The organism is Endozoicomonas sp. SESOKO1, from assembly GCF_024606265.1.
Lineage (GTDB): Bacteria > Pseudomonadota > Gammaproteobacteria > Pseudomonadales > Endozoicomonadaceae > Endozoicomonas.
Genome location: NZ_JAHHPP010000188.1, coordinates 1 through 17,495 on the forward strand (window position 1 = coordinate 1; position 17,495 = coordinate 17,495).

Here is a 17,495-nt window from a genome sequence, read left to right on the forward strand (position 1 = left end):
GTTGTCCAGCTTTTTAAAAAATATAGATACTCATAATTCTGCACACTTTCCTACAGATACACCCAATGAGTCTTTATATGGTTTATCTTCTAAACTTGAGTGAGTGAATATTCTATGAAACCAGCCATTTGGCCTAAAACTGAAGTATTTACAATTTACTTGGGTTGATTTTTTGTTTATATCTGATGGAGTCCCAAATTCAGTACAATACAGAATAATTTCGGCCATTTTTAATTTTACTAGATCGAAGTATCTCAATTTATTCAAACACCTATCGAAAATTCAGGGACACCACAGGCAACCTGGAATTTTTTTGTACGCCGGGCATGAGCTGATTGGGTCAAAGGCCACTGTGTTCGAACCCGCATATACGGTGTTGCGGGGAGGACTGGAGAAAGACCAGTCCTAACCCGATTATGCGCTGATTTATAGGCGAGATGCTTGGCTGAGTGCACTTGAAATCCATTGATTAATGCTTTGACCACTCACCTGGGCTGCTGTGGCAATCGAGGCATGGAGTTCCGGGGGAATACGAAGCGTTAATTTTCCAGAGTATGGCTGTTGAGGTTCTTTGCCAACCACGGCACAAGTTTCAAGATAATCTTCGACCGCTTCCTGAAAAGCATTTTTAAGCTCTGTTACTGACTCACCATGAAATCCAACCCGGTCTTTTATGCCCGCAATATGACCAACAAAGCATTCGTCATCATCACTATATTCCAGGCTGGCTGAATAACCTTTGTGTGTCATTGTATTCATGGCTTAACTCCAATTCTGCTTAGAAAGTCCCGTGCATCTTTCACCTGATACGGCTTTGCCTCTTTTTTAGGGTGAGGCCGTTGGAAGGTTCCAATTTCCCCATCCTTATGGAATCTTACTCGAGAACCACGACCTTCAATAACTTCAGCCCCAACAGCTATAAAGAGAGATTCTATGGCTTTCCATTCTAACTGCTTGGGGTTTGGTTCCTGGTAAATCGCAATAAGCGTTTTCCGGTGTTTGGCATTCATAGAGGATACTACAGGGTGTGGTATCACATAATGATACCATTAATTGAGCTTTCTGAGACGTGACGCACATAACATGATGTTTGAAGCTTCCCGAGACCCGATGCTCTATCATTAGCTCCCTAGGCTTCTTGAGCCAAGTATCAATATGCACGCAAAACTGTTATGTTATAACAAATATTAATGGCACATGTTATGCGCAAAACGAATACACCTTATACTCAACACAACCATAAAGCCTGTATTCAGCAGGCTTTAACAGAAGCCCGTGTCATTTGCCATAATCGTGCTGTTCGTCTGACCCCTCTCAGGGAAAGGGTGCTGGAACTGGTTTGGCAGAGTCATTGCCCGGTCGGAGCCTATGAAATAATGGCAGAGCTAACCCAGGGGGAATCAAAACCGGCTCAGCCCCCTACCGTTTACAGAGCCCTGGACTTTCTTCAGGAACAGGGACTGGTGCATCGCCTGACATCCATTAATGCTTACCTTGGTTGCAGCCGACCCAATACGGCGCACAACAGCTGCTTTCTCATCTGTACCCAATGCCGGACCACCATTGAAATTGAACACCCAGCCATTGAAAACTCCCTGAAAGACTGTGCTAATGACCACGGCTTTACCATTGCTGATACTTCAATAGAGTTGGCGGGTTTATGTACAAACTGCAGGACTAATTGAAGAATCAACACGTTATGAATCAACCATTGATAGAGTTGAGTAATATCTGGATGACGTTCCAGAACCGAGACGTACTGGCCGGGATCAGTCTGCAGGTTCATCCCGGTGAAATCGTTACCCTGATAGGCCCAAACGGCGCCGGAAAAACCACACTTGTCCGGGTAGCGCTGGGGCTGCAGGAACCCTCTTCGGGCCAACGCCTAGTACGACAGGGGCTTCGCATTGGCTACATGCCGCAAAGGCTTCATATTGATGACTCCATGCCGCTGACGGTCAACCGGTTCCTGAGGCTGACAGGCTGTCGGCTGAGTGCCGTTCACGACGCCCTTGGACGAACCGGAGTTACCCATGTTCTCCAGTCCCCCCTGCAATCCCTGTCTGGCGGGGAGTTGCAAAGGGTCCTGCTGGCCCGTGCACTACTGCATAAACCACACCTTCTGGTGCTGGATGAACCCGTGCAAGGGGTTGATGTCACCGGACAAAAGGAGCTTTATCAGCTGATCACGGATATTCGCAATGAGTCCAGAAACCAGGAGCACTGTGCCGTTTTGATGGTATCCCACGACCTTCATCTGGTCATGGCATCCACCGACAAGGTCATTTGTATCAATCAGCACGTCTGCTGCTCTGGCCATCCCCTCCAGGTTAAGCAGCATCCGGCATACCTTCGCCTTTTCGGGGGTGAGTCGGACGAACTTGCTGTTTATGCTCACCACCACGACCACCATCATGGTGTTGATGGACATATTCTTGAGCCACAAAGCCCCGTATCTGAAGGAAAACAGTGATGCCAGATATTATCTTGTATGCCTTACTGGCAGGCTATGGCGTGGCTCTTCTGGCGGCACCACTGGGCTGCTTTGTGGTCTGGAGGCGAATGGCCTATTTCGGAGATACTCTCTCTCATTCCGCACTACTGGGTGTCTCACTGGGGCTGATGCTGGACATAAATATCAACCTGGCGGTTATCGTCAGTTCACTGATGGTTGCTGCCATCCTGGTCAGTTTCCAGGAAAAGCAGCGAATGGCTTCCGACACCCTGCTGGGAATCCTTGCCCACAGCTCTCTGTCCATTGGCCTGGTTACTGTCAGCTTTGCGGATAATGTTCGGGTAGACATGATGTCTTATCTGTTCGGAGACCTGCTGGCTACCGGTACTACCGATCTTTACTGGATATATGGCGGTGGAGCCCTGGTTCTGGCGACACTGGCATGGCTCTGGAAGCCATTACTGTCCATGTCCGTTCATGCCGAGCTGGCCCAGGTTGAGGGCATACCGGTCAGGAAGCTCAGGATGACGCTAACCCTGTTAATGGCTCTGGTGATTGCCGTAGCCATGAAGATTGTCGGTGTCCTGCTGATTACTTCACTGATGATTATTCCGGCAGCGACCGCCCAGCGGCTGGCAGGCACACCGGAACAAATGGTTGTTTTTTCAGCACTGCTTGGAATCCTCGGTGTTTCCGGAGGCTTAACCGCTTCATGGTACATGGACACACCGGCAGGCCCTTCTGTCGTTGTGGCCAGCTTTTTACTCTTTCTAATGACCCAGTTGATAAAAAGAAAGTAATTATTAAAGCCAGCATCCGCTGGCTTTAAAATTAAAAGAAATTTAAAAACATATATAATATTAAAAAGGATATTGCTCAAATTAAAATAGGGAGTATCATAATGGATGGAGCAAAACCAACAATAACTACACCATCATCAGAACCAAGGCCCAGGGCCAGAACCAGGAGAGTTCTGAAAAATCCTGATAATCAGGACCCGAAATTTCAAAGCAAAAAAACAGAAGATGCATCTGTTGATAATGCTATACCACAAAAACCGACCCCTGCCGAAAGCACTAACCCGACGCCAAAACGACCATCGCGTCCCGCTACAGTCGCAAATACCACAAAAAACCAGTTAAAAGAAGGATTTCCACCACCTCCCCCTGCTGGTGGCCCACCTGAAGTTGTTCCACCACCTCCTGCTGCTAATGCGCAGGCCAAAATATTGGGTGCGACAAAACCTGTAGCATCTTCTGGTGGCAATGATCGAGGCGATCTTTTGCGCCAGATACAGCAGGGAATTAAATTAAAAAAAGTACAAGAGAGTTTGAATCACCCTAACCAAAAACCAGTAAAGAAGGATGAAAAAGAAGTATCTATCACATACAAAACCGGCAGGGAGTACCTCGAGGAAGGTTTGATTGATTATTACGAAGAAGCACTGATGCAATTAGTCATTGATTGTGAAGGCGTACCAAAAGAAGATACGCCACCGGGATTGGTAAGACTAATGAAAGGACATGCCAGAGAGACAGGAAAAGACAAGCTTCTGGCTCCAACCAAGGCTTCTGACAATTTTAATGAAGATATTGTTAAAGCAAAATTAAAGGCCAAGGAAAAAGGAGAGTATAAAGTACTTGACCGTAAAGCTTTACTTCAAGCGGATGCAGCAGAGAATAGCCGATCAACCACTGTTTCCGCCTATCAACAATATGTCAGGGGCAGGGACAGAAAACGTGACACCAGAAATGACTTTACTGAAACCTTTCATCGATATGTCAGTAAGAAGTTAGTGGCCTATGAAACTGCCGGAAAGCTGAAAGCGACCATGTTAAAAGACTATGGTATACAGCAGTCAGTAAGGCCCCCGAATGTCTTCTTTGATGATCACCCTGAATTAAAAGCCATACTGGATGAACTTGGAGTACCGGTCACCTGGTTAGATACTTCTGATATGACGGATAAGCTACTTGATGCGCTTGTACACTTCAGGAAAACAGGAGAAAAGGAGGGATTGAAAAAACCTATTGGCGCAGCAATAGAGCGACAGTTAGCCAATATTCAAAAACAGCAAGAGTCATTAAAAGCATCTGAAGAAAATCTGAAAAAACTCAGTAATGGCTTAAACTAACGCAGGGTGATTTTCAGGCTCAAAGTTTTTTGTTTGATCATGTAAAAACGATACTTTGAGCCTGTAAATAATTCTGTGTTAACACCGCACAAACTACTTCGCATTAAACCAGTCAAAACCGGTTCCGCCCGCCAGTCTTTATGAAGACCAGCGGGCAGAATAATTACCTTTTTACAGATGTTTCGTTGCTTCTTTCAGCCAATCGACATCATCCCCGTCCAGAAGTGGGGAGAGTGCGTCTCTCACCGTTGAGTGGTAGTCATTCAGCCACTGGATTTCTGCCTCTGTCATCAAGTCTTTCAACAGGGGCCGAGTGTCAAAAGGAGCAAGCGTCATCGGAACCAGTTTAAAGAACGTTCCAAACTCATTCTTGATGTCCTCAGCGACCAGCATGATATTCTCAAGCCTGACACCATGTTTGTTATCACGGTAAATGCCGGGTTCGTTGGTCACCAGCATGCCGGGCTTCAGGGCAACGTCAAACCATTTCGGACTGATGTTCTGGGGGCCCTCATGCACATTCAGGAAATACCCCACCCCATGGCCAGTGCCATGATTAAAGTCGATTCCTTCACTCCACAGAGGCTGACGGGTGATGGCATCAAGCTGTATCCCCCGTGTTCCCTCCCTGAACCTGGCAGTTGCCAGGGCAATATGGCTTTTCATCACCAGGGTATAGTCTCTCTTCTCCTCGTCTGTCATCTCACCACAGGCAAATGTGCGGGTGATATCGGTTGTTCCATCCGGGTACTGGGCGCCTGAGTCGATCAACAGCAAACCTTTGCTTTCAATGGGATAAGCAGACTCTTCATCCGCCCTGTAGTGACAGATAGCGCCATGTCCGGCGTAGCCGACAATGGAGGGAAAGCTGACCCCCCGGAAATACTCTGACTCTGAGCGGTACTGCAGCAGCTGCTGGTCAATATTGACTTCATTCAGCTGTCCTGAGGGGATGTTGCCTTCCAGCCAGCGCATAAAGCGGACCATGGCAGCGCCATCACGGCGGTGACAATCTTGCATCCGCTCTATCTCATTACTGTTTTTGATGGCCTTCAGGTCGGTGGTTGGCAATCTGTCTTCGATAAGGACAACCGATGCAGGAATAGCAGAGGCCAGCCGGTAACCCGTGCTGGCCGGGTTAATCATCAGGTGAGTGTGATCGGGAAGCGCCGATAACCGGTCCAGTATGTCATCATAGGCCGCCAGCTCTACGCCTGCTTTTGTCAGTGCAGACAGCGCATCAGCTTTTATTCGCTCTTTATTAGTAAACAGTGTCATGCTGTCTGATGAAATCAGCGCATAGGCAAGAAATACCGGGTTGCACTCAATATCAGAGCCCCTCAGATTAAACAGCCAGGCAATATCATCCAGCGTGGTGACAAGAAGCTCCGTTGCGTTTCGTTCCCTGAGAATTTCCCGAACATCACTGACCTTTTCTGTGAGGGTTTTACCGGCATAGTAATCTTCGTGAATAAATACGGGTTCAGCAGGCAATTCTGGCCTGTCGGCCCAGATATCACTCAGCAGATCGTGATCGAATGTCAAAGTAACGGATTTATCAGCCAATTTCTTTTCGAGATTTCTGACGTTGCCCAGACTCAGCGTAGCTCCATCAAAGCCAATGCAACCCTGCTCAGGGACGGCTTCTGTTAGCCAGTCAACCATTGACGGGACGCCGGGCTGGCCATCTTTCATCAAGGTGATTCCTGAACCTGCCAGCTGTTCTGATGCCTGGATAAAGTAGCGGCCATCGGTCCACAGGGCTGCTTTATCCTTGGTGGCTACCAGGGTGCCTGCAGAGCCAGTAAAGCCAGAGAGCCAGGCTCTCCCTTCCCAGTGAGGGGCAACATACTCACTGTTATGGGCATCTGAAGACGGGATGATCCAGGCGTCAATGCCATATTCAGCCATTTCGTCACGAAGCTTTTGAAGCTTTTGGGTGCTGCTGGTTGGCCCAGAGCTGTTCGGGATATTCATCATGTATTTATTCCAGGCTGTTGGCCGTTCGGCGAGTTGTTGTACAGGACTTTTTTCTGCTTGGATCGTAATTGTGGATACTATAATCCGCACTCGTTATGGAGCAAACACTAACCCTGCTAAAGCTTGTCTGGCTATAGGTCGTAAAGTACACTAAAGGGTCCGGCAAACCGGCATTAGGGTTCTGTTACCGGAACCTGATACTAAATTGATGGAGTAAAATGTGGCTCGAGTAACTGTAGAAGACTGTCTGGATAACGTCGATAACCGATTTGAACTGGTTATGGTTGCCTCCAAGCGTGCCCGCCAGCTGACGATTGGTGGTAGAGATCCCAAGGTAGACTGGGAAAATGACAAAGCAACGGTGGTTGCCCTGCGTGAGATTGCCGAAGGCCTTGTGACCCCCCTTTCCGTTGATGACCGAACGGTTGATGACGACGAAGCAGCGATGTTTCTGGCCGGTGTAGAACAATAAGCGTTTTACCTTCGTACTATCTTTTAGATCACAAGCTTCAGAAGATAAGAAGGTGCAATGGATGATCTGTGCGTAAGGAGCGGACTTTGCTGACCATCGATGAGTTTGCCGGCCGCTTGAAGTCCTATCTGAATCCCGAGCAGGTCAACCTGGTGCGTCGGGCCTACTATTATGCGGAGCAGGCCCATGACGGACAAACACGCCGAAGCGGCGATCCATACATAATTCATCCCCTCGAAGTAGCCTCTATTCTTGCCGATATGCACATGGACCATCAGAGCCTGATGGCCGCCATGTTGCACGATGTCATTGAAGACACTGGTATCGAAAAGCAGGACATTGCCGGGCAGTTCGGTGATGTGGTTGCGGATCTTGTGGATGGGGTCAGTAAGCTGACCCACATGAATTTTGAAAACAAAACCCTGGCCCAGGCAGAAAACTTCCAGAAAATGGCGCTGGCCATGGCCAAGGATATCCGGGTCATCCTGGTTAAGTTGTCAGACCGTCTCCATAACATGCGTACCCTGGGTGTGCTGAGGCCTGACAAGCGCCGTCGCATTGCCAAAGAAACGCTGGATATCTATGTTCCAATTGCCAACCGCCTTGGCATGCATACGCTAAGAATAGAGCTGGAGGACCTGGGCTTCTTTGCCATGTACCCCATGCGGGCCCGGCTGATTCGACAGGCAGTGCGCAATGCCCGTGGCAACCGTAAAGACCTGGTCAGCCAGGTGCAGCAGGCGCTTGCTGCCCGCCTGGAGGAAGAAGGCCTTAAAGGTCGGGTCGTTGGGCGTGAAAAGCATCTGTACAGCATCTATAGCAAGATGAAGAACCAGCGTAAGTCTTTTGATGACATCATGGACATGTTTGCGTTCCGAATCATTGTGGATAAGGTTGACAGTTGTTACCGGGCGCTTGGCATTGTTCATAACTTCTATAAGCCCATTCCCGGGCGGTTCAAGGATTACATCGCCATCCCGAAAGCCAATGGCTACCAGTCCCTTCATACCACACTGTTTGGTATGCACGGTGTGCCCATAGAAATCCAGATCCGGACCCAGGAGATGGAAGACATGGCCAATAATGGTATTGCTGCCCACTGGCTTTACAAGTCCGGAGAAGAAGCGCTGTCAGGCAGTCATGCCAGAACCCGGCAGTGGCTCAAAGGTGTATTGGAACTGCAGAAAAATGCCGGAGACTCACTGGAGTTCATTGAGAACGTTAAAATCGACCTGTTCCCGGATGAGGTCTATGTCTTTACGCCCAAAGGGCATATTTTTGAGCTACCCAAAGGGGCGACAGCGGTTGATTATGCGTATGCCGTTCATACCGATGTGGGTAATACCTGTGTAGCCTGTCGTATTAATAAACGCCTGGCGTCACTCAGTCAGCCGCTGCAGAGTGGCCAGACGGTTGAAGTGGTTACAGCGCCCGGTGCAAGACCCAATGCAGCGTGGTTAAATTTTGTTGTCACGGGTAAGGCGCGGTCCAACATTCGTCATTTCCTGAAAAATCAACGCAGGAATGAGTCCATCGCCCTGGGCCGACGTTTGCTGGGCAAAGCACTGGTCAGTTTTGACAGTAGCCTTGAGCTAATCAGCGAACAGGTTATTCACCAGCAACTATCCGTGTTTGGTCTGGATGACCTTGATGAGCTTCTGGAAGATATTGGTCTCGGTAACCGTATGGCCTATATCGTCGCCAAGATACTGGTCGAGCCTGGTAGCCTGCCCGAGAACAAGAGTCAGCTTGATCTTTCCAATAGTGAAAAACCGCTTTCTATCCGTGGCTCTGAAGGAATGGTCATCAGCTTTGGCAAGTGCTGCTATCCAATACCGGGAGACCCTGTGGTTGGGCATGTCAGTTCGGGCCGTGGCATTGTAATCCATACCGATACCTGCCCGAATGTCTCTGAAATTCGACATAACCCGGAGAAGGTTCTGGAAGTTGAGTGGGATAAGGACGTCTCCGGAGAGTTTACCGTAGAGCTTAGTGTAGAGCTGGAGCATCACCGCGGTATGATTGCCTCTCTGGCTACCTCAATTACTGCAGTTGAAGGCAATATTGAGAAGATCAGCATGGTAGAGCAGGACTCTCGATGCAGCATTGTTCAGCTGCTGCTCAGTGTTCGTGATCGGGTGCATCTGGCAAAAATCATTAAACGACTTCGGGTCATTAAAGGCGTTCATTCCATTATTCGACGACGTCGTGATTCATAAACTTTTGTATATCAAGACTCATCAATAAAACGTCCTGGTATTACTACAGTTTAAAAATTACTGTTGAAGAGTGGTCGTCATTCGGTAAATTTTGCCCTTAATTCTCTTGAAAAATAATGTTTACACCCTAGTATCGGGTGTCTTGTTTTTTCGGTTTTTCCATGGGGGCTGAGGGCTTTCCCCGGGGCTTCTGATTCCCAAGTTTAAGAGAGTAGATCGATGAGTAACCGGCAGACGATTAATACTGATAAGGCGCCCAGAGCTATTGGCACCTATTCCCAGGCGGTAAAAGCAGGAACTACTGTTTATATCTCAGGCCAGATTCCGCTGGTTGCCAAAACCATGGAATTGCTGGAGGGCAGTTTTAAGGAGAAAACCCGTCTCTGTTTTGAAAACCTGAAAGCCATTGCCATGGCGGCTGGTGGTACTCTTGACGATGCTGCCAAAGTGACGATTTTCCTGACCGATATGGCTAATTTTGCTGAAGTGAATGAGGTCATGGCTGAATTCTTTAAGCAGCCTTATCCTGCCCGTGCCGCTGTTGGTGTCAAAGAGCTGCCAAAAGGTGTGCCAGTCGAGGTAGAGGCTATTCTGGAACTGAAATAGGTTTCTGCAGTGACAGGAGCTCCTGGTTCTCTTCAGTCAGGGGCTCTACGGATATTCTGCGGTGGACATTACTTTTGGGCTTGATTCTTTTGCAGCTTTTCGATGTATCGATAATCACAATGGGTCGAGTTGCATTGTCGATACTGGGTTTAGTCTGGAGTCTCAGGCAGTGTGAGCACTCGGAATAGAACTGGCAGTGGCTCTGCCATTGCATATCGATAATTTCTGAGTGATTTTTACCGGATTCATTCTTGATACAACCCTGCCCTGCGGGTAATGAGTGCCTTGCTATATCACCTTGCCCTGTGGAAACTTCAATAACAGATCGTCCTGAGTAGCAATGTGCCGACCAGGCGTTCTTGTTGCTTTCTGAATTCAGGCTATGCACCCCGTTGTGTATTGGTGCGAAAGAAGTTGATGGGGCGGCGCTCACAATCTTGTGCTCTTGAAAATAAACAGACTAACCGTTAGAAAGATTTTTAAAGCGATAGTTCAAAAATAATGAGCCGACACTGTTGTCGGCATGTCCATAAACTTATCTTGTGGATAACTCTGTGAATTATATCTTGGTAAACCGTTAATAAGCCTGTATTAACGGTAGTTCAGGTTTTTTAATCCTGTGGATTATCAGGTTCTGTCGGCAGTCAGTTTGCCCGCAGAGCCTGCCGCTTTAATCCCTGTTATGGAGCAGGCTTGCATAACCACTTTTATAGTCAGGAAAGTAAAACTTATAACCTGTCTCAATAATCCTCTGGTTGGAGCATCTTCGATTCCCTCGTTGTGGCGATGGATAATTGGTATTGTCCAATGACACATTCAACTGTCCGCCAAGCCATTGCAGCACATCAAACGTTGTCGCCGGGGTACAGTCGACCCCGAGATATAAGTTATCTACAGGCAGGTTATCCATAGCTCTTCGGATAAGGTGAGCGATGATGCCGGCACAATCTTTCTGGTGAATTCGGTTACTGTATACGGCAGGCTCTCTTGGGCAGCCTTCACCTTTCAAAACCCGGTTGATCAACCGGGTTCGCCCGGGTCCATAAATCCCGCCAAAACGAATCGCCGTACCAGGGAAAGGTGCATGCTGTAACCGTCTTTCTGCTTCCAGCATGATTCGGCCATTGAATTTGACCGGCTCAGTTGCCGACGTTTCATTCACCCACTCTCCCTTGCTCTGGTGGAAAGTGCTGGTGCTGGAGGTGAAGAAAATGCGTGTTGGCTGGTATCGCCCGTTCACCAGGCGGTTAAGAATATTCTGCAGACCATCAATATAAGCCAGTTGATAATGCGCTTCCGACCTTCCATTAGAGGCGGCAGCATACACCACATAGTCAATCTGTTCTGGCCAGTCACCAAGCCTTTCGGCAATAAACAGATCTCCCTGAATGGGGTTTACGTCAGCGGGTAGCTTGGCAATATTTCGCCGTAACCCCCAGACATTAAAGCATTTCATGGCAGTCAGCTGTCGGGCGAGTTCACAACCGACATCCCCACAACCGGCAATTAATATATTGAGCTTATTCATAGCTATAGTCTATTGGTTGGTATAACCTTCGGAAAAAACATAATGGCAAATTCATTTATATGGCTGTATAAATTTACAGTATTATAGGTGGCACGAACATCCTTGCCAGTCTTTCAGGGCTTTTATGAGCTGAGGGCTGTTCATCGGGCTGTCTTTTAAAACAGTTGAAAATCATTATGACACTGACAGAACTTCGTTACATCGTCACCCTTGCCCAGGAGCAGCACTTTGGCAGAGCTGCCAGTAAGTGCTTTGTCAGCCAGCCAACACTGAGTGTCGGGGTCAAAAAACTGGAAGATGAACTGGGGGTGGCCCTGTTTGAGCGAACCCGGAATGCGGTTCGTGTAACGCCAATGGGTGAATTGATCGTCAGTCAGGCCCAGAAAGTCCTGGAAGAGGCTTCAGCAATTAAGCAGCTGGCGAAAACCGGTCAGGATCAGCTCAGTTCACCCCTGCGAGTAGGGGCTATTTACACCATTGGCCCCTACCTTTTTCCTCATCTGATTCCACAACTGGCACAGACCGCACCTAAAATGCCGCTTTATATTGAGGAAAACTTTACGGCGGTGTTGCGCAGAAAGCTCCGCCTGGGGGAGCTGGATGCCATTATTATTGCCCTGCCCTTTAATGAACCGGATGTGTTAACCAGGCCGCTTTATGATGAGCCTTTCAGGGTGTTGTTACCGGGTGGCCATCCCTGGGAAAACCGGAGAGAAATTGATCCGGCTGATCTGGTCAAAGAAGAGCTGTTGCTTCTCGGCGAAGGGCACTGTTTCCGCGATCAGGTGCTGGAGGCCTGCCCGGTGCTGGCCAGTAAAAAAGAGAGTGATGCTCTTCACGACGGGAGCGGTATTGAAGCCACTTCACTGGAGACCATCCGGCATATGGTGGCGTCGGGTATGGGAATCAGTGTGCTGCCACAGTCTGCCGTTGTGGATCATTACTACGCACCCAATATTCTCAGCACCCGGCCATTTCGTTCACCATCACCTGGCAGGACTGTAGCCCTGGCCTGGCGGGCCAGCTTCCCGAGGCCGAAGGCCATTGATGTGCTTTGTGATGCCTTGAGGCAGTGTTCGGTTAATCAATAATTGGGCCTATGGTGAGTATGAACAGGTCATTGCACAATATTCCGGTAACCACGTTAAAAGGTGTTGGCGATGCTCTGGCCGGTAAGCTGGCCAGAATCGGCATTGTCAATATTCAGGACCTGCTTTTTCATCTGCCACTGCGTTATCAGGACCGAACCCGGGTTACACCCATCGGCACACTTCAGCCGCAAACGGATGTGGTGATTCAGGGGAAGGTTCTGGCATCGGATATCGTGATGGGAAAACGTCGCAGCCTGCTTTGTCGGGTTGGTGATGGGTCCGGATCCATTAGTCTGAGGTTCTTTCACTTTACGGCGGCCCAGAAAAATAACCTCAGGCAAGGGGCAGAGATTCGATGCTTCGGAGAACCCCGGCGGGGGGCTACCGGGCTTGAGATGTATCACCCTGAATATAGAGTGATCAAGGCCGATGCCCCTGCCGACGTTGAAGAAACATTAACACCGGTCTATCCGGCAACAGAAGGTCTGACACAACAGCGAATACGCAGTTTGTGTGAGCAGGCATTAACGCTGCTCGCCGATGAAAGCTCTCTGCAGGAGCTTCTACCTGTGGATATTCGGCAGAAATATCGGCTTGGTTCGCTGGTGGATGCCGTTCGGCTATTGCATCAGCCGCCACCGGAAGAGTCGATGGTACTGCTCAGCGAAGGACGCCATCCTGCCCAGCAGCGCCTGGCTTTTGAGGAGTTACTGGCCCATAACCTCAGCCTCCAGCAACTCAGAAGGCGGGTACAGTCGATCGGTGGTTTTGCCATGCCACCGGAAAACCGGTTAACCGGGCAGTTACTGGCGCAGCTGCCCTTTTCCCTGACATCTGCGCAGCAAAGAGTAGCCAATGATGTCAGTCAGGATATGGCCAGACAATTGCCGATGCTACGACTTGTCCAGGGGGATGTCGGTTCAGGCAAAACCGTGGTCGCAGCGCTGGCGGCACTGCAGGCGGTAGAAAATGGTTATCAGGCCGCAGTGATGGCACCAACGGAAATTCTGGCCGAGCAACATCAGCTTAACTTCTCAAACTGGCTTAAGCCGTTGGGTGTCTCCATGGCGTTCCTGTCCGGAAAAACAAAAGGTAAAAAACGCCAGGAGATTTTAGATCAGATAGCGTCTGGTGAAGCGATGGTTGTGGTTGGAACTCATGCCCTGTTTCAGGACGATGTGATCTTCCATAAGCTGGGTATGGCGGTGATTGATGAGCAACATCGATTTGGCGTTCATCAGCGACTGGCACTGAGGAAAAAAGGGGAGAAAAACGGCGGGCTGCCCGATCAGTTGATTATGACCGCCACACCGATCCCCAGAACATTGGCCATGAGTGCCTACGCCGATCTTGATGTTTCGGTGATTGACGAGCTGCCGCCCGGACGTACGCCCATCAACACGGTAGTTATTGGTGACGACCGTCGTGAAGCCGTGATTAAACGCCTCAAAACAGCCTGTCTGGAAGGGCGACAGGCGTATTGGGTGTGCACGCTGATCGAAGAGTCCGAAGCATTGCAATGTCAGGCAGCAGAAGTGACGGCTGAGCAATTGAAAGAAGCGCTTCCAGAGTTGTCCATCGGTCTGGTTCATGGCCGGATGAAAGCCAGCGAAAAGGCGGATGTGATGAAAGCTTTCAAGGAAGGTCATCTTCACCTGCTGGTGGCAACCACCGTTATTGAAGTTGGGGTTGATGTACCCAATGCCAGCCTGATGATTATTGAAAACCCGGAAAGGCTGGGGCTGGCCCAGTTGCACCAGCTCCGGGGGCGAGTGGGGCGGGGGAATATTGCCAGCCACTGTCTGTTGATGTACCACGCACCGCTATCCAGGCAAAGCCGGGAGCGCTTGCAGGTGATGAGAGATTCCAATGATGGTTTTGTGATCGCAGAGAAAGACCTGGAGTTAAGAGGCCCTGGTGAGGTGTTAGGTACCCGGCAGACCGGTCTGGCGCAATTTCGGGTGGCCGATCTGGAGCGTGATCGTGACTTGCTGATGGCTGTCCGTACTGCTGCCCTGGAATTAATGCACCAGTCACCAGAAGGTGTAGAGCCGTTGGTGAATCGCTGGCTCGGTAAGGGTGAAGAGTACGCGAATGTTTAGTTATCAGGGACAAATTTTTCGCTATAGACACTGTGAAAAATGCCGGAATTGTCGATAGGTTCAGTTAACGTTTGACAAACCTGCCAAGGCTGAGGGAGCTGACCAACATGGATAAAATACCGGGTTTGGGAAAATCAGGCTCTGGCATTCATGGGGTTGCCCCGGAAAAAGACTCATCGGTAGACGTTTCAGTCCCCAGCCTCAATAACCGCCGAAGTACCAAAATAGTACAGCCCACAATACAGCAACTTGAGCAGGGGAGAGGCGTAAATAAGGACCTCTTTGAGAGAAAAGCCTCTCTATTTACCATGATTAAGAACAGTGTCAGTGACCTTTACTGGTGGATGAAAGGTTGTGCGCTGACACGGAAGCAGTATATAGGCAGCCTGGTTGCCTATGAATTCCGTTATTTTTCCAGTGGGGGGCATTTAGCCAGACAGTTGAGTGTCAATGATAATGTCAACGATTTTCTGGGGAAAAGTGATTATTTCAGCGAAGTGACTCAGTTATTCAAACAGTTGAGAAGGCTGAAACGGCGAGAGAACTTTTATAATCCTGATGCGTCTCTGGTCATATCAAAATGTCTTGAACCGGACACATGTACTGTGAAAAGCGCTATCACTAACCTTGGAATTCTCAAGACAGTGTTGGCTGATTCAGGTATCAAGTTAGCTGAAACTGGCAATAAAGAGCTTGATGCACAGTTGGCAACAGGGTATCTGGAGCATTTCAAAGCTACCCCGTTAGCGAGATGTTACCGGTTTTACCAATTATTTGGCGGGCTGAACCTTGCCATTAACCTTCTTATGGAGAAGCTTCTCGCCCTGCAAAGCGCTGGCGAAAGAAGATTGGCCTATCTGGAAGAGGTGAAGCAACAGCTTAACAAGGTGCAATTACTGACTCTGGGCCTCTGTCATGCAGAATTAAAAGCCCAAATGCCGGACTTTTATAACGATCAACTGTATACGCCTCTTAAAGTTACCGATGAAACAGGCGCCGCTTACTTTCGATCAGATCTTATCCAGCCAAGAGGTGGCTGGAAAGATACTGAAGAGGCCATAGCGATGGCAAGAGGTGAGTCCAATTAGCAAGGGGATGCCAAAAGAAGCGACTCAATAATTAATGTTGAGCTTTCTAAAAAGGAATCCCAGGCACCACAATGGCCCAATCAACAGAAACTGCAGATCCTCAAAGAAGGACGGCTTTTTCCCTTCTACCTTGTGACCAATAAACTGAAAGACCCAGGCAACAACAAAAATCGCAATGCTGGCCTGTAAGAGATAAGCTCCAAGTGCTTGAGAGATGGCTGCCGATGCTGCAAATACAGCAATCATTGCCAGCGACAGTTTGAATGAGAGTTTGAAATAGAACAGCAGGGTGACGGTCATCATCGCCCAGGTAACAACAGGGCTGAATGCCCATACGATACCGACAATGCTGAAAAGAATGGATGGAACACAGATCCAGTGAATCAATTTATTGGTGGGATTCTGGTGGCTTTCGCCATATTCATTGAACCATTGCTCAATAGTTTTCATCGCTATGTCACCTCTTTATATTCTTATTATTGACATCAGTGGGTAATTTATCAGTTGATACTATGGTTCGCAATTAGTGTCAGGTCAGCTATCCACAGTAAAGTTACATCGATAAAAAGCCCGGAGTTAAACCCGGGCTTTGAGCAATGATTGGCCGAAATCACGCGTTGGTAGCAACAAAGTACTTAGGATCTTCAATCACGTTCACTTCCACCAGGTTACCCGCCTTTTTCAGCAGCTTCCTGCAGTCATTACTGAGGTGAAGGAGGTGTAGCGTCTTGCCACTGTTTGTATAGCGCTCGGCCAGCGTATCAATGGCTTCCAGCCCGGAATGATCACAAACCCTGGAGTCCCGGAAGTCAATGATGACATCTTTGTTGTCATTCTTTGGAGAAAACTGCTCAAGGAAGTGTGTGGTGGAACCAAAGAACAGAGGGCCATGCACCTGATAAATAGTGGAACCGTTCTGGTCTTCCAGTTTCTCGATCTGAATATGCTTGGCGTGCTTCCAGGCAAAAATCAGGGCAGAAACAATAACGCCGACAATAACAGCCACCGCCAGGTCCGTCAGAACGGTCACTACGGATACCAGAACCAGCACAAAGGCATCACCCCTGGGTACTTTGTTCATGATTCGGAAGCTGCTCCACTCAAAGGTTCCGATAACAACGATAAACATGACACCAACCAGGGCAGCGACCGGAATCATTTCAATCAATGAAGAAGCAAAGAGAATAAAGGTCAGCAGGAATAACGCCGCAGAAATACCAGACAGGCGACCCCGGCCGCCAGAGTTGACGTTAATCATGCTTTGGCCAATCATCGCACAGCCGCCCATGCCGCCAAAGAAACCGGTAACCACATTAGCAACGCCCTGCCCCACGCACTCACGGTTGCTACTGCCATGAGTTTCGGTGATTTCATCCACCATCCTCAGGGTCAGCAGCGACTCAATGATACCGATAGCCGCCAGAATCAGAGAGTAGGGGAAGATAATCATGAGCGTTTCAACGGTAAAAGGCACGGAAGGAATGCTGAATGCTGGCAGGCCACCCGCAATACCGGCAACGTCACCAACGGTTTTGGTTTCCAGATTCAGGCCAAGGGCGAGAGCGGTAACCACAATAATGGCAGCCAGTGAAGAAGGAATGGCCGTGGTCAGCCTGGGCAGGAAATGGATGATGGCCATGGTTAAGGCAACCAGCCCGAGCATCAAATAAAGCTCATTACCTTTCATCCAGGCTACATCAATAACACTGTTTTCCAGGAATGAGCCGGACAGCCATCCGGTTTCACCCTGCACGCCGAACTGGCTCAGTTGCGCCAGGAAAATCACAATGGCAAGGCCGTTTACAACGCCGAGCATGACA

16 protein-coding genes are annotated in these 17,495 nt (G+C 49.0%); 10 read left to right on the forward strand and 6 right to left on the reverse strand.

The genetic code is table 11. The annotated features are described in order from the left end of the window. Positions 1–426: 426 nt before the first annotated feature. A complete protein-coding gene (locus KDK13_RS09085) occupies positions 427–759 on the reverse strand; it encodes a type II toxin-antitoxin system HicB family antitoxin (RefSeq protein ID WP_257284661.1) in 333 nt (110 codons plus the stop codon). Next, positions 756–1,010, reverse strand: a complete 255-nt coding sequence (locus KDK13_RS09090) for a type II toxin-antitoxin system HicA family toxin (RefSeq protein ID WP_257284662.1) — start codon at positions 1,008–1,010, stop codon at positions 756–758. The genes KDK13_RS09085 and KDK13_RS09090 overlap by 4 nt, the downstream gene beginning before the upstream one ends. Before the next feature lie 192 nt (positions 1,011–1,202). Here KDK13_RS09090 and KDK13_RS09095 point away from each other — a divergent pair, with 192 nt between their 5' ends. The 4 genes from KDK13_RS09095 (at position 1,203) to KDK13_RS09110 (ending at position 4,589) form a co-directional block, all read left to right on the forward strand. Next, positions 1,203–1,685, forward strand: a complete 483-nt coding sequence (locus tag KDK13_RS09095; RefSeq protein WP_257284663.1) for a Fur family transcriptional regulator — start codon at positions 1,203–1,205, stop codon at positions 1,683–1,685. A gap of 14 nt (positions 1,686–1,699) precedes the next feature. Beyond that, positions 1,700–2,473: a zinc ABC transporter ATP-binding protein ZnuC gene (gene znuC / locus KDK13_RS09100; RefSeq protein ID WP_257284664.1), complete on the forward strand. Its 774-nt coding sequence runs from the start codon at positions 1,700–1,702 to the stop codon at positions 2,471–2,473. Beyond that, on the forward strand, positions 2,473–3,255 hold the full coding sequence (gene znuB / locus KDK13_RS09105; protein WP_257284665.1) for a zinc ABC transporter permease subunit ZnuB: 783 nt from the start codon (positions 2,473–2,475) through the stop codon (positions 3,253–3,255). Before znuC ends, znuB begins: the two co-directional genes overlap by 1 nt. 101 nt (positions 3,256–3,356) lie before the next feature. After that, a complete protein-coding gene (locus KDK13_RS09110) occupies positions 3,357–4,589 on the forward strand; it encodes a WH2 domain-containing protein (RefSeq protein WP_257284666.1) in 1,233 nt (410 codons plus the stop codon). Positions 4,590–4,760: 171 nt separating this feature from the next. On the opposite strand, the gene KDK13_RS09115 is transcribed toward KDK13_RS09110, so the two are convergent. Beyond that, the gene (locus KDK13_RS09115) at positions 4,761–6,569 is read right to left on the reverse strand and encodes an aminopeptidase P family protein (protein WP_257284667.1); all 1,809 of its coding nucleotides are present in this window, start codon (positions 6,567–6,569) and stop codon (positions 4,761–4,763) included. Between the two features lie 220 nt (positions 6,570–6,789). Between KDK13_RS09115 and rpoZ the strand changes: the two genes are divergently transcribed. From rpoZ to KDK13_RS09130, 3 genes are all read left to right on the forward strand, one after another. Next, entirely contained in the window at positions 6,790–7,041 is a 252-nt protein-coding gene (rpoZ, locus tag KDK13_RS09120) for a DNA-directed RNA polymerase subunit omega (protein ID WP_257284668.1), read from the forward strand. 86 nt (positions 7,042–7,127) lie between these two features. After that, positions 7,128–9,260: a bifunctional GTP diphosphokinase/guanosine-3',5'-bis pyrophosphate 3'-pyrophosphohydrolase gene (spoT, locus tag KDK13_RS09125; protein ID WP_257284676.1), complete on the forward strand. Its 2,133-nt coding sequence runs from the start codon at positions 7,128–7,130 to the stop codon at positions 9,258–9,260. 219 nt (positions 9,261–9,479) lie between these two features. Then, positions 9,480–9,866 carry a RidA family protein gene (locus KDK13_RS09130; protein WP_257284669.1) on the forward strand — a complete coding sequence of 129 codons (387 nt, stop codon included), beginning with the start codon at positions 9,480–9,482 and terminating at the stop codon, positions 9,864–9,866. A 670-nt stretch (positions 9,867–10,536) separates the two neighbouring features. On the opposite strand, the gene KDK13_RS09135 is transcribed toward KDK13_RS09130, so the two are convergent. Further along, positions 10,537–11,394 carry an NAD-dependent epimerase/dehydratase family protein gene (locus tag KDK13_RS09135; protein ID WP_257284670.1) on the reverse strand — a complete coding sequence of 286 codons (858 nt, stop codon included), beginning with the start codon at positions 11,392–11,394 and terminating at the stop codon, positions 10,537–10,539. Positions 11,395–11,570: 176 nt separating this feature from the next. Here KDK13_RS09135 and KDK13_RS09140 point away from each other — a divergent pair, with 176 nt between their 5' ends. The 3 genes from KDK13_RS09140 (at position 11,571) to KDK13_RS09150 (ending at position 15,675) form a co-directional block, all read left to right on the forward strand. Continuing rightward, a complete protein-coding gene (locus tag KDK13_RS09140; RefSeq protein WP_257284671.1) occupies positions 11,571–12,485 on the forward strand; it encodes a hydrogen peroxide-inducible genes activator in 915 nt (304 codons plus the stop codon). Positions 12,486–12,502: 17 nt separating this feature from the next. Further along, positions 12,503–14,587 (forward strand): ATP-dependent DNA helicase RecG, encoded by a 2,085-nt coding sequence (gene recG, locus KDK13_RS09145; protein WP_257284672.1) that lies wholly within the window; start codon positions 12,503–12,505, stop codon positions 14,585–14,587. Between the two features lie 107 nt (positions 14,588–14,694). Next, entirely contained in the window at positions 14,695–15,675 is a 981-nt protein-coding gene (locus KDK13_RS09150) for a hypothetical protein (RefSeq protein WP_257284673.1), read from the forward strand. A 24-nt stretch (positions 15,676–15,699) separates the two neighbouring features. Here the strand turns inward: KDK13_RS09150 and KDK13_RS09155 are convergent, their stop codons facing one another. Further along, entirely contained in the window at positions 15,700–16,125 is a 426-nt protein-coding gene (locus tag KDK13_RS09155) for a DUF962 domain-containing protein (protein ID WP_257284674.1), read from the reverse strand. Between the two features lie 160 nt (positions 16,126–16,285). Then, positions 16,286–17,495: SulP family inorganic anion transporter (locus KDK13_RS09160; RefSeq protein WP_257284675.1), on the reverse strand; the 1,210-nt coding region annotated here is incomplete at its 5' end.